Consider the following 25,370-nt stretch of genomic DNA (forward strand, 5'->3'; position numbering starts at 1 on the left):
CCTAATGCGTATCTGGGCCCTCGCTTGGCCAATCATTCTTTCTAATATCACCGTTCCGCTACTTGGGTTGGTCGATACCGCCGTGGTCGGGCATCTGCCCGACTCTCGCTATTTGGCGGGCGTCACCCTGGGTGCGACTCTGTTCAGCTTTCTCTATTGGGGCTTTGGTTTCTTGCGCATGGGCACCACGGGATTAGTCGCACAAGCCATGGGCCGCGAGAGCGACACGGATGTGCGCAACCTGCTGGGGCAGTCGCTGATCATGGCGCTGGTGATTGGCTGCCTGCTGATTGTATTTGCCTCGCCGCTGATTACGTTAGGCTTGTGGCTATTGGATGGTAGTGAAGTAGCCACCGATTTAGCGCGTGAGTACGCCCATATCCGTCTCTGGTCTGCGCCCGCGGTACTTGCCAACTACGCCATTTTGGGCTGGTTTTTAGGCCAGCAAAATTCCCGCGTCACGCTAATGATTTTACTGCTGACCAACAGCGTTAATATCGTGCTGGATTTATGGTTTGTAGTGGGGCTGGGGATGACCAGTAATGGCGTGGCCTGGGCCAGCGTCATCGCCGACTACAGTGCTTTAGCCTTCGGCAGCTACCTGGTGCTGCGCCAATTAGCCAACCTGAACGGCCACTTTTTGCGCGAGCGCCTGCTGGCTCTGGCGGCCTACACCGCGCTGTTTAACGTCAACGCCAACCTCTTTGTGCGCACTCTCGGCCTGCTGTTTGCCATGGCGTTCTTTACCGCCCAGGGCGCCCGCCAGGGCGATACGGTGCTTGCCGCCAACGCTGTACTGCTGCAGTTCATTATGCTCACCAGCTATGCGCTGGATGGGTTTGCCCATGCCGCGGAATCATTGGTCGGACGTGCTTATGGGCGCAAGGATTGGCGTGAGTTTGCAGCCACCGTTCGCGCCGCTGCCGTTTTTTCCTTCTGGACCGCGGGCGCAGCGGCTCTTCTGTTTGCGCTAGGCGGCAACGGCCTTATTGCCCTGCTCACCGGTCTTGAAGAGGTGCGCGAGACCGCAGCGCACTACCTGCCGTGGATGGTTGCGATGCCGCTGATTGCGGTATGGAGCTACCTGCTTGATGGGGTATTTATTGGCACCACCGCCGTGCGTGAAATGCGTAACAGCATCTTTATCGGCCTCGCCGTCTACCTGCCCGCTTGGTGGTTAACCCAGGGGCTGGGCAATCATGGCCTGTGGCTTGCGTTTATGCTCTTTACGCTGGTTCGCTCGGCGGTACTCATTCACTACTATCGTCTTTACTACCACCGCCGCTACCGGTTAAGACACTGACGCTGGCGCTAAAACAACCACGTTGAGCAGCAACTGAGCTAATGTGAAATGAAGCGGGCAGCTTCAACGTGAAAAACAGCGCGCTCCCCCGTATATTAGCCATGCACTTCCTAGGCACTGACTAGCAAGACACTGACTAGGCACTTTCTAATAATGAATAAAGAGAGCATCCCATGCTTAAAATGATCTCAAAACCGGCCGTAAAGCTGGTGGAGCGCTATCTACCCGACCCGTACATTTTCGTTCTGCTGCTGACGTTAATCGCGTCGGTTGCCGCGATCGCTATAGAGCGCCAAACGCCGCTGGCGGTGCTGCGCTTCTGGGGCGATGGCTTCTGGGGTTTACTTACGTTCTCTATGCAGATGCTGCTGGTGTTGGTTACCGGTTTTATGCTGGCTAGCTCCCCGCCGGTAAAACGTATTCTGCAAAAAATCGCTGGTACGGCTAAAACGCCCGGTGGCGCCATCATTCTGGTGACGCTGGTTTCCTTGGCGGCCAGCTGGATTAACTGGGGGTTTGGTCTTGTGGTCGGCGCGCTGTTTGCTAAAGAGCTGGCCCGGCTGATTCGCGTTGACTATCGGCTACTCGTTGCCAGTGCCTACTCGGGTTTTGTGGTGTGGCACGGCGGCCTGGCAGGTTCGATCCCCTTGACCATCGCCACCGAAGGCCATTTTACCGCTGACCAGATTGGCGTCATTAGCACCGGCTCAACGATTTTCGCCTTCTTCAACCTCGCCATTGTGGTCTGCCTGTTTATCGCCATCCCACTGGTGAACCGTATGATGCTGCCGGATGAGAAGGATAGCGTCTACGTCGACCCCGGTGTACTGAACGACGAGCCAGAGCCGGTAGGACGCATTACTCGTCCGGCAGAGCGTCTTGAAAACAGTTTGACCCTTTCCCTACTCGTAGGGGTGCCTGGGGTGCTGTTTCTGCTTGATCACTTTTTGCTGCGCGGCGGTGGCTTGAACCTTAACGTCGTTAACTTCCTGTTTCTGTTCCTGGCTATTGTTCTACATCGCACGCCACGCAACCTTCTCAATAGTTTGAACGAAGCGATCAAAGGCGGCGCGGGTATTGTTATTCAGTTCCCCTTCTACGCTGGCATCATGGCCATCATGGTTCAATCAGGGCTGGCTGAAAGCATGTCTGAGTGGCTGATCTCATTTGCCACCGCCAGCTCACTGCCCTTCTGGTCATTTATCAGCGCCGGGATTGTGAACCTGTTTGTCCCTTCTGGCGGCGGCCAATGGGCCGTACAAGCACCGGTGATGATCCCTGCGGCTCAAGCGTTAGGTGCCGACATTTCACGGGTGGCCATGGCAGTCGCTTGGGGTGATGCCTGGACCAACCTGCTGCAACCCTTCTGGGCGCTACCGGTACTCGCTATTGCCGGGCTGAAGGCAAAAGACATTATGGGCTTCTGCCTGATTCAACTGTTTATTACCGGTATTATCATTTCAGTCGGCCTAATGTGGTTTTAAAAAAGACCTAGTTTTAAAAAACAGCCAATGACTGCCCGCCGCCCAATTTGCCCAGCATCTGGGCGGCGGGAAGCGATAACAGAAGGAACACCGTATGTCCGAGACGGAAACCAGCGCGAGTACCACTATCAATACTGCCCTGCCTGGGCAGCACGAACTCTCCATGACGGTATTAATGACACCTGACATGGCGAATTTCAGCGGCAAAGTGCATGGTGGCGCTATTCTTAAAAAGCTCGATGAAGTCGCGTTTGCCTGTGCCAGCCGTTATTCAGGTCACTATGTGGTGACACTGTCGGTGGACCAAGTGCTGTTTAAACAGCCTATCCATGTGGGGGAACTGGTTACCTTCTTAGCCTGCGTCAATCATGTTGGCCGCTCATCAATGGAAATTGGTATTAAGGTCGTAGCCGAAGATATTCGCAATAAGCTAATCCGCCATACTAATAGCTGCTACCTCACCATGGTCGCGATTGATGCTGAGGGCAAGCCCGCCAGTGTACCGCCACTCACGTTGGCAACACCGCTGCAGAAACTACGCTTTGAAAAAGCAGCGCTGCGCAAAAAATTACGCAAACAGGCGGAGCGAGAAGAGCTGTTGACCCAACAGCAGCATCAGTCACAGGTTCAGTAACAACCGTTGCAACGTCCCACCATAAGGAGTTCGCATGCCCGCCAGGGAACGCTACCCGCACCTGCCTAAAGCTGTCGAATACGCCCATATCGGTTGGGATTTTTTCATTTTAACGCTTGTGGTGATTAACCTCTCGCTACTGCTGTTTGATTCACTGTTTTTGCTTGGCCCTATCAACCAAGGTATCGCTGGCATCGCGCCTGACTTTCACGCGTTCTACGATGACACCATCCATAGCCGCTTTATCGCCATCGACTTGGTGTTTGTAAGCTTTTTTATTGCCGATGTACTGCTTGGCTGGTCCATTGCGATTGCCGAACGGCGCTACCACCGCTGGTTCTTTTACCCCTTCGTGCACTGGTATGACGTGCTGGGCTGTATTCCCCTGGCAGGCTTCCGCCTGTTGCGTATTCTGCGTGTCGTATCGCTGCTCCATCGTCTGCACCGGCTGGGCTTAATTGACGTCACCCGCTGGGATATTTACCTATTTTTTGCCAAGTATTACGACATTTTGCTCGAAGAGCTTTCCGACCGTATCGCCTTAAAACTCTTGGGTAATGTTCAGCAGCAGATTCGCGCCAGTGACTCGCTCACCGAACGTGTCATCGACCGAGTGATCATGCCCCGCAAAGCGCAGTTAATTCATGAGATCGCCCAGCGGTTAGAGAGCACAATTGGCAAAGCCTACCAGCATAACCGCCAATCTATCATGGCGGCGATCAGCGACTTAGTTAGTCGTACGCTAAGAGAAAGCCCCGAGATTCAGCGCTTTAACCGGTTGCCCATGGGGCAGCAAGCCACGAGTGCAATGGAAGCCTCCCTAAGCGGTGTTGCCCAGCGACTAGTCGATGAGCTACTGCTTGGCATCCATTCGGATGAGTTTAAGGAGTTAGTTGAGCGCACCGCCGACAGCGGCTTTGACACCTGGCTAACGGTTGACGAAGGCAGCAACCGGGTTACCGAACAGATGCTGTATGACATCCTCGAAATGCTTAAGGAGCAGGTCAATCGTCAACGCTGGAAAGACCGCTATGATTAGTCATGGCGCGTTCATTACACAACCACTCAGCACAACCGCCTGGTATGGATACACTTAAATGAACAGCGAATGGTTAATCCTCGGTCCTGCCGCGCTCTATATGATGTCGATGACGCTTACGCCAGGGCCGAACAACGTGATGCTCACCGCCTCAGGCGCCAACTTTGGCTTTAAGCGCACGCTACCGCATATGTGGGGGATTTTAGGCGGCTGCTTTTTGCTGTTTGCTGGCATCGCACTGGGGTTAGGCGTGCTATTTGAGCGCTATCCCGCTGTTCAAACCGCGCTTCGCTGGATAGGCAGCGCCTACTTGCTCTATCTGGCATGGAAAATTGCCAGCGCGCCACCGCCGAATTTGAAGGCACGCGAACATAGCGTACCGTTTACGTTTTGGCAGGCGGCAGCGTTTCAGTTTGCCAACCCTAAAGCGTGGGTGATGGGTCTTGCGCTAATGGCGGGCTTTCTACCCGAAAGTGGTCAGCCGGTCTTCAATGCGCTGGTGCTTGCTGGCTTTGCTGAGGTGGTAGCACTGCCGTGTATTGCTTTATGGGCGGCCTTTGGCACGGCCATTGGGCAGTGGATCAAAAGCGACGGCGCATGGCGGGCGTTCAACATTACAATGGGGATATTGACCGCCGCCTGCGTCGTGCTGATTTTACGCTAGAGGCGTTAGCCGCAGCGCAAGTCCTCAATAACATCTTGATCATCAAGGTGGATATTCAAACGATCCGGACGATGATCCATCGTGGCTGCATCACCAGGTCGAAGCACACGCACTTGGCGAGCGCGGCTATCACTTTGCAACTGCGATACCTTCGCTTCATCGAATGGCTCGCCTATCGCGTGTTGAATAGCCTCCAGGTCACAGGCAGTCGCCTGATCATCACTGGAGTCATTCGGCGCTACCGTGGGCGGCGGTGGTGCTGCGTCGACATCGTCGCTGGCTGGGGAAATCGGCATCTGTGAGCTGACGCAAGCGGTCAGCAACATCGTAGAAGCGCTAACTAGGGCGAATTTAGCCAGAGTCATACGGGGCTTCATCCTTGAATCTCCAAATAGCAGATTATGAATAAATAAGTGCTAAACACCACCGGGCCGGGCGTTTGCCCGGCCCGGTGGAGAACATCAGCTTACTAGTGCAGCTTAACTGGCTGCATCCTGGACAGCTTGGCCGCCCTCTTCCACATCCTGGCCAGCACCAGAGATGGTGTTACAACCGGTAAGAACACCCGCGGTCATCAACAGCATAAAGCTCATGGCTAATAATTTTTTCATTTTCCGTTCTCCTTAACGAATCATTCAACATCGGGAAACTCCACTGGCAACTCTCATTGCCGCTTGGGAGTTTTTTCAGGGTAACAGCGTTTTCATGATCATGCTCGCTTTCCCTACTTCACTTTGCGACTGCTATGCTAGCAATTATTTAAACTGCTGTCTGGAGCCCATGACTTGAACAATTTCGAGCTAGATGAACGCCTAACGGCTGATACACTTCCTATCGCAGAGCTTCCCCTCAGCCGCGTACTGCTTATGAACGATGCGCGCTATCCGTGGGTTATTCTGGTACCCCGCCACGGCTCTGTCAGCGAAGTGTTTGAGCTTTCCCTTGATGACCAGCAGCAGCTGTGGCGGGAAGCCACCCAGCTTGGCGAGGCCATGAAAACATCACTAGGAGGTGACAAAGTCAACATTGCCGCGCTAGGTAATGTCGTCAACCAACTGCATGTCCATGTCATTTTACGGCGCCACTCGGATGCCACCTGGCCTGCACCGGTATGGGGCAATGGCTCCCCCGAACCCTACGACCTGGATGGCCAAGCGCAGTTACGTCACCAACTTTTAGCGCTTATTGATGGTCTTGATGTATAGCCTGGGCGTTACCCCGTCAGAGGATGACTTTGCCGAGTGGGTGGTTCATTCAAAAGCGGCCCACTCGCGGGCTGCGCAACGCCCGCGACGCTAAGCGAAATACCCAGCATGACAATCAGCGCACCACCGGCCAAGGCCAGCCAGCCGGTGGCTTTTTGTACACTGCGCTGACTATGTTGTTGCTTGGACAAGCGCCGCTGCGCCCAACCACGGGCGAGGATACTTGCCAGCGCGAGCGCCGAGACGGTAATGCCCGTGCCCAGCGACATCGCCACCACGGATGCCACTCCCACCTCGAACTGGCCCAGCAGGCTAGCAGCCCCCAGCATCAATACCGCCCCACTACAGGGCCGCATACCAATAGCACCGACCGTTATTATCGCCGTGCGCCAATCTAACGCCTGCTGCGGCTCAATATGATGAGCACCGCCACAACAGTGACTATGGGTATGATCATGTCTGTGACTGTGGCTACGGTCATTTTCATGGGCCTGATAGGCTGCGCGCAATTGCTTGATTGCTCGCCAGCATAGCCACGCGCCTAACGCCGCTACCAACAGAAAACTAGCTTGCTCTACCCAAACAACACTGCCCATGGCTTGCCGGGTTATCCAGCCTAGGCCGTATACCAGCACCACGACCAATATTATGGCAGTCATACCCTGAAGCAAGGAGGCGGCAAACGAGAGCCCTAAGGCGCGCTTAACAGCTCCGCCATGCGTCGCCAAATAGGTCGCCAGTACGGCTTTACCATGCCCCGGCCCAGCGGCATGAAACACGCCATAGGCAAAGCTAACGCTCAGCAGGGTCGCCCACGTGGCCATACTAGGAGTACGGGAGAGTTCGGTAATCGCCAGCGTCAGCGAGCGATGCAGATCACGCTGCCAGCCGAGCAGTTGGTAACTCACACCCTGAAACCCACCTTGCCAAACAATGACGAGCACCACCGCGGCTAACAGAAGGCCCAGCATTAGTCCTAAGTGACGTGTAAAAGGCCGCGTTAAGGCCATCTGTCGCTCCATCGTGTAAAAATTATCAATTAATATTGTTAACAAATAGCGCCTAGCGGCAATCTACTTGGCCGGTCTCGGCAAAGTAGCGCCCCAACCCTGGCTCACCGCTTTCATCTTTATCAAGCAGCGCGGCTTCCATCACCACTTCTGGGTCAGGATCTGCGGGCAGAATAGAGAGTTCACAGGCAAGCTCGCCGTTAAGTATCAGCGCATCATCCCGTGGCTGACCGCCCTCCTCTTCATGGACAACTTCGATGTAGTAAGTGGGGTCAAATACTTGATAGCGAAGCAGAGAATCTGCCAACGGCTGGGGCGTTTCCAGCGGCAGAATAAACATAAAGGTCAGCCGACCATCGCGCTCCAGGGCAGTATATTCACTCACCTCGCCCAACGCCTGCGGCTCGTCGTTGATGCGTACTTCGGTTAAATAGTGTTGACCGGAAAGATTATCGCGAATCTCTTTGCCAAGCTGATCAAGGCCCTGCTCAAGGCTGGCGTTCTCTACCTGCTGCAGTTCTTCGAAAACCACCAGGCTGTAAAAAGGGTCCATCCGCCACGTTTGATGCAATCCACTTACCATGCCCTGATCATCGGTGATGATCCGCACACTCACGTCGATCCAGCCATGAGGGTGGGCACGTGCATCCGGGCTAACCAGCAAACTACTTCCTGCCAAGACAAACGCCACGGCGATACCCGCCCCCCTCATGGCGCGACTCCCAACTTATGCTGCAAGTCGACAAGCCATGGGTCGAGCAAATAGGGTGGCAACGGTTGACTACCTCTTAAGGCTGATACACTCACTCGACTACCGCTGCCCTCTTCACTCACCTGCAGCTGCAGCTGATACCCCGGCCAGCGGGCAAGCGATGCTTCCGCACGCCCCAAGGCAATATCCGCATGGCGCACCACATAGCCTTGCTCAACCATCAAGTCTATTGCTTTACGAAACGTTTCCTCTGTCGGCGTTGTGTAAACTAACTCACGAGGTTCCAAAGGCGCTGTGGTGGCACAGCCGGCCAACCCCGCCAGTAGCCCTATTAATACCCAGTGGCGAAGATTCATAACGGGCTCCCAGCGGCAGGCACGCTCTGCTCGAAAGCGGTTTGAAAGCGCTGACAGAAATCATCATTGCTGGCGCTATAGGATTCGCGTAAATCGCCCATGTGATCAAAGCGGCGAATATCACGGGAGATACGTATATGCGCGTCGTTCACAAAAATCGAGACACGCTCTACCTCCACAGGCTGCTGACCTATTCCGCCACCAAAGCCTATCCCACCGCCAAAACCGATGCTGGAACCACCACCAATGCCCAAGCCACCGAACATACGCATGCCACTTCCATAGCCATACGCATTATCGTAAGGGTCATAATAACCGTGCAGTTCACGTTCACGACTGGCGCTAATTAAGCCCAATGTGGTATCGGTAGAGGTCAGAGTAAACCCCCACTCGGTCAGGATATCTACGCTGGTTTCAAGCGCCCGCGCATCCGTTGCAGGGAAATAGCACGCAGCAGCAGGCGCTGGTTCGGCTTGAGGCAGGCTACTTGGAGTCACTTGACAGCCAGCAAGCGCTAGCAGGCAGGTTAAGCTTATGGGTATCGACTTCATGTTAGATCCTCTAACGGACGAGGCCGCTGGTTTGGCGCAGGCTAGCGCGCTAATCTCGCCAACGGGGGCATACTTAACTGACACTGTAGTGAAGACACCGTTTTGCGGAGATCGTGCTAATGAATGTTTTGCTTTGCCCCGACAGCTATAAAGATGCGCTGAGCGCCCAAGACGCCGCCGCCGCCATGGCTCGGGGCGTCAAGCGCGCCATACCAAGTGCCCAAGTGCAGGCTTGCCCATTGGCTGACGGTGGCGAAGGAAGCCTAGATGCACTGATCGCAGCGACAGGTGCCGAGCGCCGCCAGTTGGATGTTCACGACGCCCTGGGGCGCCCGAGAAAAGCCGCCTGGGGCTGGCTTAGCGACCAGCGTACAGCGTTTATTGAGCTGGCAGAAGCCAGCGGTTTACAGCACCTTACCGCCGATGAGCGCAATGCATTGCACACCTCCACCTTTGGGGTGGGTGAACTGCTGCTGGCAGCGTTGGATCAAGGCGCTGAAAAAGCGCTTTTACTGCTCGGCGGTAGCGCTACCAATGACGGCGGTGCCGGTATGTTGCAGGTATTGGGTGCTCGCTTTTTGGATCAAAACGACGAACCGTTACCTCCTGGCGGTGCGGCGCTTAGCCAACTGGCCCGTTTAACACTGGATGGGCTAGACCCGCGGTTGGCTGGGCTCGCCCTTGAGGCGGCCGTGGATGTTGATAACCCGTTGCTGGGCGTGCGCGGTGCTACCGCAGTATTTGGTCCTCAGAAAGGCGCCTCACCTGAGGAAGTCGAACAGCTAGACCGCGCGCTGGGCCACTTTGCTGATATTAGCGCTCAGGTACTCGGCGAGGATTACCGAACGCTACCGGGCGCAGGAGCGGCAGGCGGCATGGGGTTTGCGGCCAAGGCCTTTTTAAACGCCACGCTAAAACCCGGTATCGAAATGATTATGCAGCAGGCTGACATGGCAACGCTCTTGGCCAACGCGGATCTAGTGATTACCGGTGAAGGCCGCCTGGATGGCCAGAGCCTGGCGGGTAAAACGCCCATCGGCGTTTCCCGTGCCGCCAAGCGCCTTAACAAACCCGTTATCGTGCTGGCGGGTAGCCTAGGCGATGGCTGGCAAGCCTGTTTTGATGAAGGCGTCACGGCCGCCTTCGCGTTAGCCGACGGCCCCATGACGCTAGCTGATGCACTACCGCGCACCGCCGAGCTACTCGAAGCGCGCTGTGAAAATCTGCTGCGACTGTGGGCGCATAAACGTTGAGGTATATAAGCGTTGAAAAGCATGCAGGCCTTGAAAAGAGCTCTCAGCGCCAGCATTTAAATGGTAGTCAAAGGGTAACGGCAGGCATCTAATGGCTTAGCATTGTTTAATGTCTCAGCACTATGGCGGCGATGCAAAAAACTTGTTTTGCATTGCACCAAAGACGCCCTACTCTGTAACACTGTTATTAAGATTTGTGCTGGAAAACGCCTTAACCGCCGCTCATTGCGGCATAAAGAGGGAGCAGGATATGACTGACACTAATAGCATTGGCCTACACGAAGGTAGCGCTAGTCAACTCGCCGAAAAGCTCAACCACCTGCTAGCCAACTACCAAATTTTCTACATGAACGTGCGCGGCTACCACTGGAACGTTCGCGGTAGCGACTTTTTTGAGCTGCACGCCAAGTTTGAAGAGTTCTACACCGACCTGCTGACCAAAGTGGACGAAGTGGCCGAGCGTATTCTAACCCTGGGGCACAAACCGGTACACGCTTACAGCGATTACGTCACGCTATCGCGCATCCAGGAAGATAAAGACGTTCATGACGGCACCACCTGCGTTAAAGGCGTGTTAAAAGGCTATCAAACGATCATTGAGCTACAGCGCGAACTACTGGCGCTCGCCTCTGACGCTGATGATGAAGGCACCGCGGCACAAGCCGGTGACTACATCCGCGAGCAGGAAAAAACCATCTGGATGCTCAACGCCTACTTGAGCAAATAAGGGTTAAGCAGACTAGCGCGTTCGCTTAGCGTAAAAACGGCACCCACTTGTTGGGTGCCGTTTTTTATGCGCGGCCATTCACGCGACAAGGACTAGCGCTGATCGGCAAGATCCTCGATCAATGCCCTCAGCATCGCCCAAAACTCTTCAACCGATTCAAGCTCCACCCGCTCATCCGGCGAGTGAGCACCGCGAATTAGCGGGCCAAACGAGATCATATCCAAATGCGGATACTTGCTGCCCAGAATACCGCACTCCAGCCCGGCATGAACCACCTTCACCTCTGGCTCACGGCCCAACAGTGCCGCGTGGCGCGCTTTAAAGGTCGCCAATAACTCGCCATTGGGATTGGGCGCCCAACCTGGGTAGCTGTTTTCCACTTTTACCCGCGCGCCAATCAAGCCAAACAGCGCTTGAAAGCGATCCGCCATAGCGACCACGGCACTGTCGTGCAGCGAGCGAACCAATGCGCAGAGGTGCAGCCGCCCATTTTCCAGGCTTAATACGCCTAGATTATTGGACGTTTCCACCACGCCCGGCACATCGGCACTCATCCGCTCGACCCCACAAGGGGCCGCGTGAAGCGCGGCCAACAGCATGACACTGGCATCCAGCGTTAGCGGTTCTGCTTCAGGCACCTCAGTCAGTTGTTGGGCGCTGATTTTAAGGCCGCTATCGCCACTGCCCAGCTCTCTTAAAAGAATGGTTTCCAGCCCGGCGATGGCCACCAGCGCGGCGTCTACTTCATCGGCAGGCAGCGCCACCTGAGCAAAGGCTTCACGGGGGATTGCATTACGCAACGTGCCGCCGTGGTAGCTGATCAAGCGCGCATCAAAGGCTTCTAACGTCCTTAACACTCTAACCAGTAGCCGGTTGGCATTGCTCAGCGGCTTGTGAATATCGATACCCGAGTGACCGCCTTTCAGGCCTGTCAAGGCAATCTCAATGACCTGTTCGTGGTCGCCAGCAGCGGCGCTCGGCAGCTGGGCATCGACTTCTACATCAGCCCCGCCCGCGCAGCCAATATAGACCTGTCCCCGGTCTTCACTGTCCAGGTTGAGCAGCAACGAGCCTTCCAGCCAGTTCTCAGCCAGGTTCAGCGCGCCGCCCATGGAGGTCTCTTCTTCCAGGGTAAACAGCGCTTCCAACGGCCCATGGCGCAGCTCCGGATCTTCCAATACGGCGAGAATCGCCGCCACACCTAATCCATTATCAGCCCCTAAGGTGGTGCCTTCGGCGTGCAGCCAACCGTCGGCGACATAGGTGCTGATCGGGTCGCGAGTAAAGTCGTGCGCGTGATCGCTATTAGCCTGGGCCACCATATCCAGGTGGCCCTGAAGCACCACACCTGGAGCTTGTTCACAGCAGGGAGAGGCCGGTTTACGTAGCCGTAAATTGCCGAAAGCATCGCGGTCGTGCGTCAAGCCTTGAGCATCGGCCCACGCTTCGAGGATGGCGACAAGCGCCGCTTCATGCCCAGAGGGGCGAGGCGTATTACAAAGGGTTCGAAAGTGGCGCCAAACTAAGGAGGGCTCCAGCGCTTCAAGATGTGCGTTCATTAAAGACTCTTCGTTATCGGCAATCGGCCTACTTTACCTCAATGAGGTTATTCACGGCGAGGCGCAGGGCCTTCAACGCATCATTGTGGGCCGTCGCCAGGGGTATATTTTGAAACGCCCACGCCGCAACTTGTCTATGTGACTGCTGTTGCGCTTCCGTTAAGGGGCAGTGGCTGGCTTGCCGGGCCAAGGCTTGCAAGGCCGGGCGAGCAAGAACAGGATCGCGATGAGCGGTCGCCACATCTTCAATATCCTGCCAATCGCGCGCACTAAGTGAAACGCTCGGCATCTGACCGAGCAACAGCACGACAACCGAGGCAGGCAACGCCTTCAACTCAAACGCCAACAGGCTGGCTAATGCCGCCTGAAAGCGCTCATTCAGGTCGGCAAGCACCGCTTCACCCTGTGTGTTTAACGCTTTCGCCACCATCACAGCAAACTCACCGGTGGAGGCTTCACGGGTAATGCCTAAACGCACCGGCGTAAACCCCAGCGCCAACCAAAACCGTAACAGCGACGCCTCCGCACCAAAGGTGGCGCCATACAGCGCGACACCCTGCTGCTTGGCGGCGGCCATATCATCATGCAGCAGCGCTTTCCCCAAGCCTTCGCGGCGCCGTTCAGGATGCGTCGCGATCCTCACCACCCGCCGCCAGCGGGCGGTCAACGCCTCACGGCTACCGGCGTGAGTGGCCAGCGACTGCGCCAACAAATGCCCCTGAGGCCGACGTTCACCGCGGGCGACTTGATGGGCGAGGGTGGCCTCAAAACCGCCCTCCTCCCGTGTCACCAGCACCGCCTGAGGCTCGCTCACCTGCTCGATCACGCGCAATGCCGTACCGGGGCCGTCCAGCAATTGGCGCAGGTCGTTGGGGGAAGTACGGTAGTGCGACTGCACCAGCAGTCCAAACAGCTTTTCCAATGCCGCGTCTTGCTCGGCAAGCCAGGCACGATCAACCACTTTTGTAGCTACGTCGCTGTCATTCGGTTGAGCCATGGGCAGCGCTGCTTTTAACAGCAGCAGTTGATTGACCAGCGCTTCCAGCGGGTCGCCACCTTGCCAGCGAATGGGCGACTCAAGCGCCAGCGCTTTCCACTGGGGCGTCAGCCGGTCAAGGGTGTCGCGAAAGCGCAGCGCGAATCCGCGACCGGAGCCCTCATAGCCATGCACCGTCGTGGCAAAGGCAATGCGCGGAAAAGCCACCAGCCACTGCCCCAGAAGCGTAGCGGGAATTGCCGCCGCCTCATCCACCAATAAATAACTGCCATCGCCACCCTGCAGCTGCGCATTGACCTGTTCGGTCAAGTCGTCCGGGGATAAAAAAATCAGCTCGCGGCCCTCGGCCAGCACAAAGTGACCTTGGGCGACCCGACGGCCTGCCGGGCAGAGCGCAGCCAGCCGTTCAAAAACGCTCTCCACCGCACTTAGGTGCGGCGCGGTCAGCACGATGCGCTGGGCTTTGTCCATTAGCAGCCGGGCGCAAGCGATACCCAAGGCGGCGCTTTTGCCGCGCCCACGGTCGGCAGTTATTACCAGCGGGCGACGCCGCTTTAGGCCCACCAATTGCTTTACGGCGACTGCTTGATCTAAGGTCAGGCAGTCGCTATCACCAGCGCGGGGATCACCTGCTCCACGCGAAGCTAATTGAGGCAATTGAGGCAGCTGCAACGCCTGACCAGCACGCCAGCGCACTACCTGAGTTGAGGCCTGCAGTTGACGCGCCAAGCGCGTTAGGTAATGGCAGCTCAGTTGCGACCAGTGCCAGGGGTGATCAGCAAAACGCGCGTAGTCCGGGTCAGGTGCTTCACCCCACGGCTGGGGTGTGAGCAATATCAGTAAACCACCCGCCGTGATCGTTCCCGCCAGCGCCCCCAACGCTTCAGGGTCAAACCCTGCGCTGTGTGTATCGATCACGACCAGTTGATGCTCAGCCCCCAGTCGTGCCCGTGCCTTGCGCGGTGAGAGAATAGGCGCGGAAAACTGCAATGCGGTGTTCTCATTGGTCACCCACAGAGGCGCCTGCCAGGAGAAGGCCTGCCATACGTCCTGGGCGATTGAGCGACACAGTGCTGCCTCACCGCTTAACCACACCAACTGGCGCCAGCCGCGGCGGTTGAGACGCTGTGCATGATGAACTAACGCTGCCACCCTTCGCGGTGGGTGTTGGCTTTTTGACAGCTGATTATTCAGCAAATAATTGCCTACTCCGGCGCGCCTGTTTCCCATCACGTTACCCTATAAAGTGTGCCGCTGAGCCTCTTATGGTGAGCCTTCTGCTTACAACTTTGGTTGAACAATTTAACTACTTTCAACGTTTCTGTACTACTTTACGACTCATCTCAACATTCAAAAACCCTATAACTGTCTGTTTTATTTACATATATAAAATTTACTTAATAAACTATGGAAGAGCTTTCTTACATTACTGATATTGCGCTGCAGCGGGGTTGGTGTGCTAGTTTAGCTCTGTAGCGCTTAAATTCCCTTGTTTACGTAAACGTAACCCTGTAGCACTGCACTTTCCTGACTTCAGGTAACCAACACTAATAACGCCACAAGCCAAACCAGGAAATACATCATGAAAAAAATGACCAAATTCGCCCTCACCGGCCTGGCTGCCGGTATTGCTTTCGCTACGTTAACAACCACCGCACAAGCACAAGAAGAGTGGACAATGACCACTACCTGGCCGGAAAACCTTGATCTAATCAAGATTGACCAGCACTGGGTGGAACTGGTCAATAAACTGGCGGGCGAAGAGCTACAGATCAATTTCCGCGCAGGCGGCACACTAATGCCTGGCACCGAAGTATTTGACGCCACAGAAACGGGCAGCATCGAAGCCGCAGGCGACTGGCCGGGTTACTGGGCCGGCTTGAATCCCGCCTTTTCACCACTGGCCACCACTACCAGCCTGTTTAATGGCGTTGACTACCTTAACTGGATTCAGCAGTGGGGCGGCCGTGAGCTGTATGAAGAGATCTATGGCCAGTTCAACATGGTGTATCTCCCCTACGGCATTACCAACAATGAGTCCGGCTTTATGGGCCGCACCCCGATTGAAAGCATTGCCGATTTAGAAGGCAAGCGTCTGCGCCTTTCGGGTCGTGATCAGGGCCGCGTACTCGAAGAGCTAGGCGGCTCACAGGTCACTCTGGCAGGTGGTGAAGTCTACCAAGCCATTGAACGCGGCGTTATCGATGCGGGTGAGTTTTCGACCCCTGGTGTTGATTTTAACGCCGGTTTTTCCGAAGTGGCTGACTACTGGGCAACCCCGGGCTGGCACCAGTCGGCCAGCGTATTTGGCGTAATGATCAATAAAGATGCGTGGGACGCGCTCTCAGAAGAGACCCAAGAAACCCTGCGTATTGCGGCGGACGCCACCATGGCATGGTCGCTAGCCTGGTCTGAACGCCAGTCCACCGAAGCCACGCAGAAGTTTATTGACGCCGGTGTCACGATCAATCAGTTCTCTGAAGAGGACTTGGCGCGCATTCAGGAAGTCACCAATGACGTCATTCTGCGCGGTGCTTGCGAAGACCCTGACCACGCCAAGGTTTACCAATCCATGATTGCCTACCTTGAGCACTACGCGACGTGGCGCGATGTTTCCGCGCCTTACAATATGAGCCGCGTGATGGACAATCTGCCCTCACTGGAAGAGATCGAAGCCTGCCTGTAAGGCGCTTCTGTGCCGCCTCGGTTTTTACCGGGGCGGTTTTTTTGTGCTGACCGCGGAGATCTTCCATGAATGCGATTGCCAAGGCGATCGATGCTATCAATGAAGCTTTTGGGCGCGTCATCGCGCCATTGATTGCCATCATTACCCTGATTGTTCTTTACGATATTGCGTCACGCTTTCTGTTTGGGCGCCCTAGCGACTGGGCTTTTGACGTGACCAAGATGCTGTTTGGCGCCCATTTCATGCTGATGGCGGCTTACGGACTCCGCCACCATGCCCACGTGGAAGTCGACGTATTGAAACGGCTGCTATCGCGTAGAAAGCAAGCCGTGCTTGAAGTGCTCGGTTATCTAATTTTCTTTGTGCCGTTTATCTGGATGCTGATCACCCTGGGCTGGAGCTTTTTTGAACGCGCGTGGAGCCGCGGTGAAACCACTTATGGCATGGTCTCAATCCCGGTCTACCCGATTAAAGGCGTGATTGTGGTCGCCGCTATCCTGATTCTGCTACAGGCAATTGCCATTGTACTGCGTGCCATCATGCAGCTTCGCGAGGAGACATCAGCATGAACCTAAGTCCTGAAATGCTCACGCTGGTGATGTTTGGCGGCCTGATGGTGGGCCTGTTTATGGGCCATCCGCTGGCATTTGTGCTGGGTGGTGTCGCGGTTATTGGCGCCTTTCTAGGCCCTGGGGAGCGTATCCTCGGCACCCTGATTAACAATATTTTCGGTAACGCCATGGACAACTATGTCCTGGTGGCGATACCGCTGTTCATTTTGATGGCAAGGTTCCTGAACGACTCCGGCGTCACCGAGAAGATGTTTGATGCCATGCGGCTGTTGCTGGCTAACTTGCGCGGTGGCCTGGCACTTACCGTGGTTATCGTTTCGGTGCTGCTCGCCGCCACCACCGGCATTGTCGGTGCCTCGATTGCCGTCATGGGCATGATCGCCCTGGTGCCGATGCTCAAGTATGGCTACAACAAGGAGCTGAGCGCAGGCGTCATTATGGCCAGCGGTTGTCTGGGCATTCTGATTCCGCCCAGCATTATGCTGATCCTGATGGCTAGCTATTCGCCGGTATCGGTGGGTGCGCTGTTCGCAGGTGCGTTGATTCCCGGCCTGCTGCTCGGTGTCATGTATGCGCTCTACGTATTGATCATCTGCTATCTCAAACCCCACTACGGCCCCAAGGTGCCAGCGGAAGAGCGCGCCGAAGTCAGTACCAAACAGCTGCTGATCATGCTGGCCAAGTATGTGGTTCCCCCCATGTCGTTGATTCTGGGCGTGCTGGGTGCACTGTTTACCGGTATCGCCACGGCGACCGAGGCCTCGGCCATCGGCGTGTTTATCGCGTTCATTCTGTTTTTGATTTTTGGTGATCGCAAAATAAGCACCTGCTTCTGGACGATGATAGAAGCCGGCAAAACCACCACCATGGTCATGCTGGTATTAGTCGGCGCCACCGCCTTTACCGGCGTGTTCTCCCGCGGCGGCGGCATGACCGTGATCAGCGAGCTGGTGCTGGCGATGCCTGGTGGCACGGTGGGCGCGCTGATCCTAATGCTGTTCTTGGTGTTCGTGCTGGGTATGTTCCTGGACTGGACCGGCATCGTACTGCTGAGCTTTCCGATCATGCTGCCCATCGTCGAAACCATGGGCGTCGATATGCTCTGGTTCGTAGTGATGGTAGCAGTAATATTACAGACCTCGTTCCTCACCCCGCCCTTTGGCTATGCACTGTTCTACCTGAAAGGCGTGGCGCCACCGGGGGTAGAAATCGTCGATCTGTACAAAGCGGTCGTGCCCTTCGTGGCGTTGATTGTACTGGCGTGTACGTTGATGGCGTTCTTCCCCTGGTTAATTACCGGGCTGCCTAGAATGATGTTAGGTGGTTACTAAGCCGTCCTACATTAAAGTGTAACGTTCAACCATTATGAGCCCGCTTCGGCGGGCTTATTTTTGCATTGGCGACTGACCTGCAAAGCTGCAGTAGAACAGCGCCAATGCTACTATTCACGCCCGCCAGTGATTCGCATTAGATGTTTGCTGCGCTACTTTCCGGCTTTCCACTACTGCTTTCCGTCAATGCAAGGAGTGTTCGCTTGTTCAGATCCAGCTATCGCGGGCTATCCGCCGCCACCTCTTCGCTTCGCCGTCGTGCTAGCCCCTGGTCGATAGCCTTGATCGCGGTGGCGTTCGTGGTTGCCTTGCCAGTGCTGGTGGTGTTTGCCCATATCGCGATGCCTACCGATGGCGTATGGCAGCACCTGGCTAGCACGGTGCTGGGTCGCTACCTGAACAATACGTTTTGGCTGGTGGCGATCGTGGGCCTCGGCACGTTGGTTATCGGCACCGGCACCGCCTGGCTGGTGGTGATGTGTCGCTTTCCCGGCAAACGGTTGTTCGAGTGGGGGCTGCTGCTGCCCCTGGCGGTGCCTACCTATGTCATCGCTTATGCCTACACCGACTTCCTCCAATTCGCTGGCCCGCTCCAGAGTCTGCTACGCGAGACGTTTGGCTGGGAGTATGGCGACTATTACTTTCCTGATGTGCGCTCGCTGGGCGGCGCGGCAACGGTCATTACCCTGGTGCTTTACCCCTACGTCTACCTGCTGGCTCGCGCCTCATTCCTGGAGCAGTCGGTATGTGTACTGGATGTGGGCCGCACGCTTGGCCGCGGCCCTTGGCGGCTGTTTGCCAGCGTCGCCGTACCGCTGGCTCGTCCGGCGCTGGTGGGCGGAGTGTCACTGGTATTGATGGAGACACTGAACGAGTTTGGCGCCGTGCAGTTCTTTGGCGTCGATACCTTTACTACCGGCATTTACCGCACCTGGTTCGGCATGGGCGAACAAGTCGCGGCGGCGCAACTGGCAGCGTGTCTACTGACTTTCGTGATTGTTTTAGTGCTGCTGGAGCGCTGGTCGCGGGGCAAGCGCCGCTATTTCCATACCACCAACCGCTATCAGCAGCTGCCAGAATACGTGATGCATGGCTGGCGCGCCGCGGCGGCGACGCTTGCGTGCTTGCTACCGGTGCTGGTGGGCTTTTTACTGCCCAGCGGTATTTTGCTTAATTTAGCGCTGCAGGGGGGCGATTCGCTGTGGGGCTCGCGATTTATCGGCTACGCCTGGAACAGCCTGGGATTGGCAACCGTCGCTGCGCTAATCGCCGTGGGCCTGGCAGTCGTACTGAGCTATGGCGTGCGCATGCACGATACGACGTTTGCTCGGGTGGCTGCCAGGGTCGCCTCCATGGGCTACGCGATTCCCGGCTCGGTCGTTGCAGTGGGTATTCTGATTCCGTTTACCTGGTTGGATAATGCACTGAATACCTGGCTGAATAATCACTACGGCTACATTATCGGCCTGGTGTTCAGTGGCTCGGCGTTTATTCTGCTGTACGCCTATGTGGTGCGCTTTTTGGCTGTCTCGTTCAATGCGGTTGAAGCCAGCTTGGGCAAGGTAACGCCGAGCATGGATGCCGCCTCACGCACCCTAGGCCAGACGGCAGGTGGCACGCTGCGCCATATTCATACGCCGATGATGCGTAGCAGCCTGCTGGCGGCGGGAATTCTGGTCTTTGTCGACGTGATGAAGGAGCTGCCAGCCACGATCATTCTGCGCCCCTTTAACTTCGACACGCTGGCGGTTCGGGCGCACAATTTGGCCTCCGACGAGCGGCTGGCCGAGGCATCGACATCGTCACTGGCGATTGTGGTTGTCGGCATCCTGCCGGTGATTCTGCTTAGCATGGCCATGCGACGTTCGCGCCCCGGCGCTAACTCCTGACGAAACCCTAGTTAGCCCTAGGTAGAGAGCGGAAAAACAAACACCTGGGAAAGATCGAGGTGAATATCCACCGGCTGCCCCTCCGCGGGTAGAAATACCCCAGGTACACGGGCGTGCAGGTGGGCTTCAAGGCCATTCTCGCCATGGGCACACAGGTGCAATAGGCTAGTGCGCCCCAGCAGCTTCGCCATGACCACATGGCTATGGCGATGAGCATCCGCCGGCAGGTCGCGCTCTACAATACGCAGTGCCTCGGGGCGAATCATTACCTGAGCATCACTGCCTTCAGCTAGCCCCACCGCAGGCACCCGCCCTACCGGTGTGCTCACCATGCCGTTGTGTACCTTGCCCTGCAGCTCATTCACATCGCCGAAAAAGGTCACCACAAAGGGGTCTTGCGGCGCGCAGTAAAGCTCTCGCGGTGTTCCTGTCTGCACGATTCGCCCATCGCGCATCAGCGCGATGCGGTCTGCCATGAACATGGCCTCTTCAGGGTCATGGGTCACCAGCAGCGTCGCCGCCCCGACCTTTTTCAATACGTGCAGCGTATCGTCGCGGATACGGTCGCGCAGGCGCGCGTCCAGGCTTGAGAAGGGTTCATCCAACAGCATCAGACGCGGTGACGGCGCCAGCGCACGCGCCAGGGCTACCCGCTGCTGTTGGCCGCCCGAGAGCATATGAGGGTAGACATCGACATAACCAGCCATGCCCAGCTGTTCGAGCAGCTGTTTGGCCCGTTCACGGCGCTGACCGGAGGCCAAGTGCTTCAGTCCGAAGGTAACGTTTTCCAGCACGGTGAGATGGGGGAACAGCGCCGAGTCTTGAAACGCTAGCCCTACATTGCGCTTTTCCGGCGGCATGTGGCGCTGGCCCGGCGCAGCAATCGTCATATCTTCCAGCGCTACGCTGCCCTCTTGCAGTACTTCCAGCCCCGCTGCAATGCGCAGCAGCGTGGTCTTGCCGCACCCGGAGGGGCCCAGCAGGCAAACCACTTCACCCGGTGCAACGCTTAAATCCACCCCTTTGACAACCGCATGGCCGTCATAGGCATGGCACACATTGTGAAGGGACAACGCCGTTGTACTGGGCGCCATCGGGGCGACCTTGAGGGTTGCTGTCATATATCACCACAGTTAATTAACACGATTCAGGTACGCAAACCGCGCTTGTCAAAACCTAAACGCGGATTTAATACGTTTGAAAGTTGTTTGCATTCTATTTTTTATTCACTGGTTATGCACGTAACACCTTTTACGTAGATGCTAAGCCTTGACGTCAGGCAGTCAAAACGCTTCAATAACGATGTTAATAATGCAACTTATTATCATTCAATAAATAAGGATGTGCTTGATGAAAACTGTACGCTTTGTTGCTCCAATGGCAGCGATGATGGTGGGCGCTACGTTTGCTGGTCAGGTCGCTGCAGATGAACTCAACCTCTACTCTGCTCGCCACTATGACTCTGACGAACGCCTCTACGATGCGTTCACCGAAGAGACCGGCATCGAAGTCAACATCCTGGAAGGCGACTCCGACCAGTTGATCGAGCGCATTCAGCGCGAAGGCGTGGCAAGCCCCGCAGATGTGATGCTTACCGTCGATGCAGGCCGCCTGTGGCGCGCGGAAGACGAAGGCATCTTCCAGAGCGTCGAGTCCGATGTGCTTAATGAGCGCCTGCCCGAAGCCATGCGCCACCCTGATGGCCTGTGGTTTGGCTTTAGCCAGCGCGCCCGGGCGATTTATTACAACCGCGAAAACTTCGACCCTAGCCAGATTACCAGCTACGAAGATCTTGCCGACCCGCAGTTTGAAGGCAAGGTGTGCATCCGCTCGTCCAATAACATTTACAACCAGTCACTGCTGGCGGCCATGATTGAGCACCACGGCGCAGAGGGTGCTGAAGAGTGGGCCCAGGGCGTGGTGAATAATATGGCGCGCGACCCGGAAGGTGGTGATACCGACCAAATTCTGGGTGTGGCCAGCGGCGAGTGCGATATCGCGGTCGCGAACCACTATTACTATGTGCGCCTGCTGAAATCTGACGACGATGCCGAGCGCGAAGCCGCCCGCAAAGTGGGGATCATCTTCCCCAACCAGGATGACCGCGGCACCCACGTGAACGTAGGCGGCGCCGGGGTTGTGGAAGGCGCGCCTAACCGTGAAAACGCGGTCCGCTTCCTTGAGTACCTAGCCTCAGACACCGCTCAGGAGATCTTTGCTTCCGGCAACAATGAGTTCCCGGTGGTGGAAGGCGTGAAGAAAGATCCGGTGCTGGAATCCTGGGGCAACTTCAAAACGGACGACGTTAACATCAGCGTACTGGGTACCAATAACCCTGAAGCTATCCGCATCTTTGATCGCGTCGGCTGGCGTTAAGCCTAACCAGCCCGATTAGCCCAACCCCGTAGCCACTGGCTGCGGGGTTTTCGTTTATGGCAATAGTTACACTGGGGCGTTAGTGGGCTTCATCCCAGTTGGCACCGCTCTCCGCTTCGACAATCAGTGGCACTTTTAGCGCAGCTGCGCCCTGCATGCGTGTTTGCACCTGCTTGATAAACGCCTCGACCTGCTTCTCCGCCACTTCAAACACCAGTTCATCGTGCACCTGCATCACCATCAGTGCGTCGAACTCGCCCTCTTCCAGCCACGCATCCACGTTGATCATCGCTTGCTTGATGATATCGGCAGCCGTGCCCTGCATCGGCGCGTTAATGGCGGTACGCTCGGCGCCTTGGCGACGGTTGCGGTTCTGCGACTGAATCTCCGGCAGGTAAAGCCGCCGCCCCCATACGGTTTCAACAAAGCCATCTTCAGCTGCCTGGGAGCGGATGCGCTCCATGTAGCGGGCCACACCAGGGTAGCGATCAAAGTAGCGATCTATGTAGGTCTGGGCCTGATTACGTTCGATACGCAGTTGGCGCGCCAGCCCCCAGGCGCTCATGCCGTAAATCAAGCCAAAGTTGATCGCCTTGGCGCTGCGTCGCTGGTCGCCGGAGACTTTTTCAAGGGAGGTACCGAAGACTTCCGCCGCGGTTGCGGTATGGATATCGCGTCCTTCGGCAAACGCCTCCAGCAGGCCTTTATCTTCGGAAAGATGGGCCATGATGCGCAGCTCGATCTGCGAGTAATCGGCGGCGACAATCCGATAGCCAGGGCGGGCAATAAATGCCTGACGAATTTTGCGCCCCTCTTCGGTACGAATAGGGATGTTTTGCAGGTTAGGGTCTGATGACGACAGCCGCCCGGTCGCGGTAACCGCCTGATGATAGCTGGTGTGCACCCGGCCCGTGGCTTTATTGAGCAGCCGCGGCAGTTTATCGGTGTAGGTGGATTTAAGCTTGGCAAGGCCACGATGCTGCATGATGACCTTGGGCAGCGGATAGTCCAGCGCCAGCTCTTCCAGCACCCCTTCAGCGGTAGAGGGGGCACCTTTCGGGGTTTTCTTGAGCACCGGGATTTTCTGCTCTTCAAACAGAATCTGCCCCAACTGCTTGGGCGAACCCAGGTTGAATTCCCGACCGGCCAGTTCAAAGGCCTCGCGCTCCAGTTCGCGAATACGCTGATCCAGCTGCTGGCTCTGTTCGTGAAGTCGCTCAGCGTCCACGGCCACACCGTTACGCTCAATGCGCGAGAGCACCTTGATCAACGGCAGCTCGATATGATCCAGCACTTCCGCCAAGCGCCCTTCGTTTTCGACCTGGGGGCGCAGCGTTTGTTGCAGTCGTAGGGTGATATCGACATCTTCGCAGGCGTAAGGCACGGCTTGTTCCAGGGCAATCTGATTAAACGTCAGCTGCTTGGCGCCCTTGCCGGCGATGTCTTCAAAGGAGATGGTCTTTTCGCCCAGATACTTCAACGCCAGCGAATCCATATCATGGCGCGTGGCGGTGGAGTTGAGCACATAGGATGCCAGCATGGTGTCGGCAAACGGACCGACGACAGCGATCTCATAGTTCGCCAGCACCGAAATATCGTACTTGAGGTTTTGACCAATCTTGGTTTTGGTTGGGTCTTCCAACAATGGTTTTAGCGCGGCTAGCACCGCTTTACGGTCAAGCTGCTGGGGCGCATCCAGGTAATCGTGGGCAACCGGAATATAAGCAGCCTCCCCCGCTTCCAGCGACACGCCGATGCCGACAATTTCCGCATCCATGTAGTTGAGGCTGGTGGTTTCAAGGTCGAAGCAGAAGCGCTCGGCACCATGTAGCCGTTCTAGCCAGCGCTCAAATTCTGCTTGTTCGAGAATGACGTGATCTAAACGAGCAGCCCCTTTAGCAACGGCGCCCGAACCCTCGGCATCGCTCTCTGCCACGTCAGCGCTGGCGGGCGCAGGCTCGCCGCCTTTAACGTCATCGACGCCTTCGTCTTTGCCTTCCAGCAGTTCACCCAACCACTGACGGAACTCCATCTCTTTATACAGCGTCATTAGCGCTTCGCGGTCGGGATGAGCGATATCCAGGTCATCCAGGCCCACCGGCAGATCGCAGTCGACCTTGATGGTCGCCAGCTGATAGGAGAGAAACGCCTGTTCGCGATGCTCTTCAAGCTTCTTGGGCAGGGTTTTCGCCCCGCGGAAGGTGAGCGTTTTTACCCGCTCTAAATCGCTATAAATAGTATCCAGCCCGCCGCCCATCCCTTGCAGCAGCCCAATGGCGGTCTTTTCACCCACGCCGGGTACGCCGGGAATGTTATCAACCTTGTCACCCATCAGGGCGAGAAAATCGATGATCAGCGCAGGTGGCAGGCCGAACTTTTCCTCCACGCCCGCTTCGTCCAGGGTTTCATCCTTCATGGTGTTGACCAGCGTGATGTGGGCATTGACCAGTTGCGCCATGTCCTTGTCGCCGGTAGAGATCACCGCATCGCGCCCTGCCTGGGTCGCGTGGTGCGCCAGGGTGCCAATCACATCGTCGGCCTCGACGCCTTCAACGCATAGCAGCGGCAGGCCCAGCGCCTTTACACAGGCGTGCAGCGGCGCGATCTGACTGCGCAGGTCATCCGGCATGGGCGGGCGATGCGCTTTGTAGTCGCTGTACATGTCATCGCGGAAGGTTTTGCCTGGGGCATCGAATACCACCGCCATCGGGCTTTGCGGATAATCCTTGATCAGCCGTTTGAGCATGTTCAACACGCCCTTCACCGCGCCGGTAGGCTGACCATTAGAGGTCGTAAGCGGCGGCAGCGCGTGAAACGCACGATAAAGGTAAGAGGAGCCATCGACGAGAACGATCGGAGCGCGAGCCATAACCAAGTTCCATTGTTGAAAAAGTGCTGAAGAGAGTGGCGAAAATAGTTGCTCACATAATACGCGTTGCGCGGGCTGCCTGCAGGGCCAAACTGGTGCTGCCACATTTACAGTGACAACAACGCTGCCAACTGAGCTACCAAGCCGCTACAA

The 25,370-nt window shown here is 56.4% G+C and carries 23 protein-coding genes; 13 read left to right on the forward strand and 10 right to left on the reverse strand.

The genetic code is table 11. The features are described 5' to 3' along the window. Window positions 1-4: 4 nt before the first annotated feature. The 5 genes from ACWI0H_RS17535 to ACWI0H_RS17555 all read left to right on the forward strand — a co-directional run bounded on the left by ACWI0H_RS17535 (window position 5) and on the right by ACWI0H_RS17555 (window position 5,124). Window positions 5-1,303 (forward strand): MATE family efflux transporter, encoded by a 1,299-nt coding sequence (locus tag ACWI0H_RS17535; RefSeq protein WP_336273669.1) that lies wholly within the window; start codon window positions 5-7, stop codon window positions 1,301-1,303. 173 nt (window positions 1,304-1,476) lie between these two features. Then, the gene (locus ACWI0H_RS17540) at window positions 1,477-2,787 is read left to right on the forward strand and encodes a short-chain fatty acid transporter (protein ID WP_176302306.1); all 1,311 of its coding nucleotides are present in this window, start codon (window positions 1,477-1,479) and stop codon (window positions 2,785-2,787) included. 94 nt (window positions 2,788-2,881) lie between these two features. After that, the gene (locus ACWI0H_RS17545) at window positions 2,882-3,421 is read left to right on the forward strand and encodes an acyl-CoA thioesterase (protein WP_485874069.1); all 540 of its coding nucleotides are present in this window, start codon (window positions 2,882-2,884) and stop codon (window positions 3,419-3,421) included. 34 nt (window positions 3,422-3,455) lie between these two features. Further along, window positions 3,456-4,460, forward strand: a complete 1,005-nt coding sequence (locus tag ACWI0H_RS17550) for an ion transporter (RefSeq protein WP_485874070.1) — start codon at window positions 3,456-3,458, stop codon at window positions 4,458-4,460. Between the two features lie 58 nt (window positions 4,461-4,518). After that, window positions 4,519-5,124, forward strand: a complete 606-nt coding sequence (locus tag ACWI0H_RS17555; RefSeq protein WP_176302303.1) for a LysE family translocator — start codon at window positions 4,519-4,521, stop codon at window positions 5,122-5,124. A gap of 5 nt (window positions 5,125-5,129) precedes the next feature. Here ACWI0H_RS17555 and ACWI0H_RS17560 read toward each other — a convergent pair whose 3' ends face one another. Further along, a complete protein-coding gene (locus ACWI0H_RS17560) occupies window positions 5,130-5,501 on the reverse strand; it encodes an I78 family peptidase inhibitor (protein ID WP_485874071.1) in 372 nt (123 codons plus the stop codon). Window positions 5,502-5,603: 102 nt separating this feature from the next. Then, the gene (locus ACWI0H_RS17565) at window positions 5,604-5,735 is read right to left on the reverse strand and encodes an entericidin A/B family lipoprotein (RefSeq protein WP_176302301.1); all 132 of its coding nucleotides are present in this window, start codon (window positions 5,733-5,735) and stop codon (window positions 5,604-5,606) included. Window positions 5,736-5,909: 174 nt separating this feature from the next. Here ACWI0H_RS17565 and ACWI0H_RS17570 point away from each other — a divergent pair, with 174 nt between their 5' ends. Then, a complete protein-coding gene (locus ACWI0H_RS17570; protein WP_485874072.1) occupies window positions 5,910-6,329 on the forward strand; it encodes an HIT domain-containing protein in 420 nt (139 codons plus the stop codon). Between the two features lie 8 nt (window positions 6,330-6,337). Here the strand turns inward: ACWI0H_RS17570 and ACWI0H_RS17575 are convergent, their stop codons facing one another. The 4 genes from ACWI0H_RS17575 to ACWI0H_RS17590 are packed head-to-tail and all read right to left on the reverse strand — an operon-like array spanning window position 6,338 to window position 8,958. After that, the gene (locus tag ACWI0H_RS17575) at window positions 6,338-7,339 is read right to left on the reverse strand and encodes a nickel/cobalt transporter (RefSeq protein WP_176302299.1); all 1,002 of its coding nucleotides are present in this window, start codon (window positions 7,337-7,339) and stop codon (window positions 6,338-6,340) included. A gap of 52 nt (window positions 7,340-7,391) precedes the next feature. Further along, window positions 7,392-8,051 carry a DUF1007 family protein gene (locus ACWI0H_RS17580; protein ID WP_485874073.1) on the reverse strand — a complete coding sequence of 220 codons (660 nt, stop codon included), beginning with the start codon at window positions 8,049-8,051 and terminating at the stop codon, window positions 7,392-7,394. Next, window positions 8,048-8,407: a hypothetical protein gene (locus ACWI0H_RS17585; RefSeq protein ID WP_485874074.1), complete on the reverse strand. Its 360-nt coding sequence runs from the start codon at window positions 8,405-8,407 to the stop codon at window positions 8,048-8,050. The genes ACWI0H_RS17580 and ACWI0H_RS17585 overlap by 4 nt, the downstream gene beginning before the upstream one ends. Continuing rightward, the gene (locus tag ACWI0H_RS17590) at window positions 8,404-8,958 is read right to left on the reverse strand and encodes a hypothetical protein (protein WP_336273660.1); all 555 of its coding nucleotides are present in this window, start codon (window positions 8,956-8,958) and stop codon (window positions 8,404-8,406) included. The genes ACWI0H_RS17585 and ACWI0H_RS17590 overlap by 4 nt, the downstream gene beginning before the upstream one ends. 119 nt (window positions 8,959-9,077) lie before the next feature. Between ACWI0H_RS17590 and ACWI0H_RS17595 the strand changes: the two genes are divergently transcribed. Together ACWI0H_RS17595 and ACWI0H_RS17600 are read left to right on the forward strand one after the other, a co-directional pair. Then, window positions 9,078-10,211, forward strand: a complete 1,134-nt coding sequence (locus ACWI0H_RS17595; RefSeq protein WP_485874075.1) for a glycerate kinase — start codon at window positions 9,078-9,080, stop codon at window positions 10,209-10,211. A 250-nt stretch (window positions 10,212-10,461) separates the two neighbouring features. Then, window positions 10,462-10,938, forward strand: coding sequence for a Dps family protein (locus ACWI0H_RS17600; protein WP_027958621.1), 477 nt, complete (start codon window positions 10,462-10,464; stop codon window positions 10,936-10,938). Window positions 10,939-11,030: 92 nt separating this feature from the next. Here the strand turns inward: ACWI0H_RS17600 and ACWI0H_RS17605 are convergent, their stop codons facing one another. Together ACWI0H_RS17605 and ACWI0H_RS17610 are read right to left on the reverse strand one after the other, a co-directional pair. Next, window positions 11,031-12,497, reverse strand: a complete 1,467-nt coding sequence (locus ACWI0H_RS17605) for an aminoacyl-histidine dipeptidase (protein ID WP_485874076.1) — start codon at window positions 12,495-12,497, stop codon at window positions 11,031-11,033. A gap of 28 nt (window positions 12,498-12,525) precedes the next feature. Further along, window positions 12,526-14,724 carry a tRNA(Met) cytidine acetyltransferase TmcA gene (locus ACWI0H_RS17610; protein WP_485874077.1) on the reverse strand — a complete coding sequence of 733 codons (2,199 nt, stop codon included), beginning with the start codon at window positions 14,722-14,724 and terminating at the stop codon, window positions 12,526-12,528. Between the two features lie 352 nt (window positions 14,725-15,076). Between ACWI0H_RS17610 and dctP the strand changes: the two genes are divergently transcribed. The 4 genes from dctP (at window position 15,077) to ACWI0H_RS17630 (ending at window position 19,972) form a co-directional block, all read left to right on the forward strand. Beyond that, window positions 15,077-16,180, forward strand: coding sequence for a TRAP transporter substrate-binding protein DctP (dctP, locus tag ACWI0H_RS17615; RefSeq protein ID WP_336273656.1), 1,104 nt, complete (start codon window positions 15,077-15,079; stop codon window positions 16,178-16,180). A 65-nt stretch (window positions 16,181-16,245) separates the two neighbouring features. Then, a complete protein-coding gene (locus ACWI0H_RS17620; RefSeq protein WP_008957595.1) occupies window positions 16,246-16,749 on the forward strand; it encodes a TRAP transporter small permease subunit in 504 nt (167 codons plus the stop codon). Further along, a complete protein-coding gene (locus ACWI0H_RS17625; RefSeq protein WP_336273655.1) occupies window positions 16,746-18,083 on the forward strand; it encodes a TRAP transporter large permease in 1,338 nt (445 codons plus the stop codon). Before ACWI0H_RS17620 ends, ACWI0H_RS17625 begins: the two co-directional genes overlap by 4 nt. 203 nt (window positions 18,084-18,286) lie before the next feature. Next, window positions 18,287-19,972 (forward strand): ABC transporter permease, encoded by a 1,686-nt coding sequence (locus ACWI0H_RS17630; protein WP_485874078.1) that lies wholly within the window; start codon window positions 18,287-18,289, stop codon window positions 19,970-19,972. 17 nt (window positions 19,973-19,989) lie between these two features. Here ACWI0H_RS17630 and ACWI0H_RS17635 read toward each other — a convergent pair whose 3' ends face one another. Beyond that, window positions 19,990-21,093: an ABC transporter ATP-binding protein gene (locus ACWI0H_RS17635; protein WP_485874079.1), complete on the reverse strand. Its 1,104-nt coding sequence runs from the start codon at window positions 21,091-21,093 to the stop codon at window positions 19,990-19,992. A gap of 229 nt (window positions 21,094-21,322) precedes the next feature. Between ACWI0H_RS17635 and ACWI0H_RS17640 the strand changes: the two genes are divergently transcribed. After that, window positions 21,323-22,348, forward strand: a complete 1,026-nt coding sequence (locus ACWI0H_RS17640) for a Fe(3+) ABC transporter substrate-binding protein (protein ID WP_101147601.1) — start codon at window positions 21,323-21,325, stop codon at window positions 22,346-22,348. A 79-nt stretch (window positions 22,349-22,427) separates the two neighbouring features. Here the strand turns inward: ACWI0H_RS17640 and polA are convergent, their stop codons facing one another. After that, complete coding sequence (gene polA / locus ACWI0H_RS17645; RefSeq protein ID WP_485874080.1) at window positions 22,428-25,217, reverse strand: DNA polymerase I; 2,790 nt, start codon at window positions 25,215-25,217, stop codon at window positions 22,428-22,430. Window positions 25,218-25,370 lie beyond the last annotated feature (153 nt).

It is taken from the genome of Halomonas sp. NYA30, from assembly GCF_976980765.1.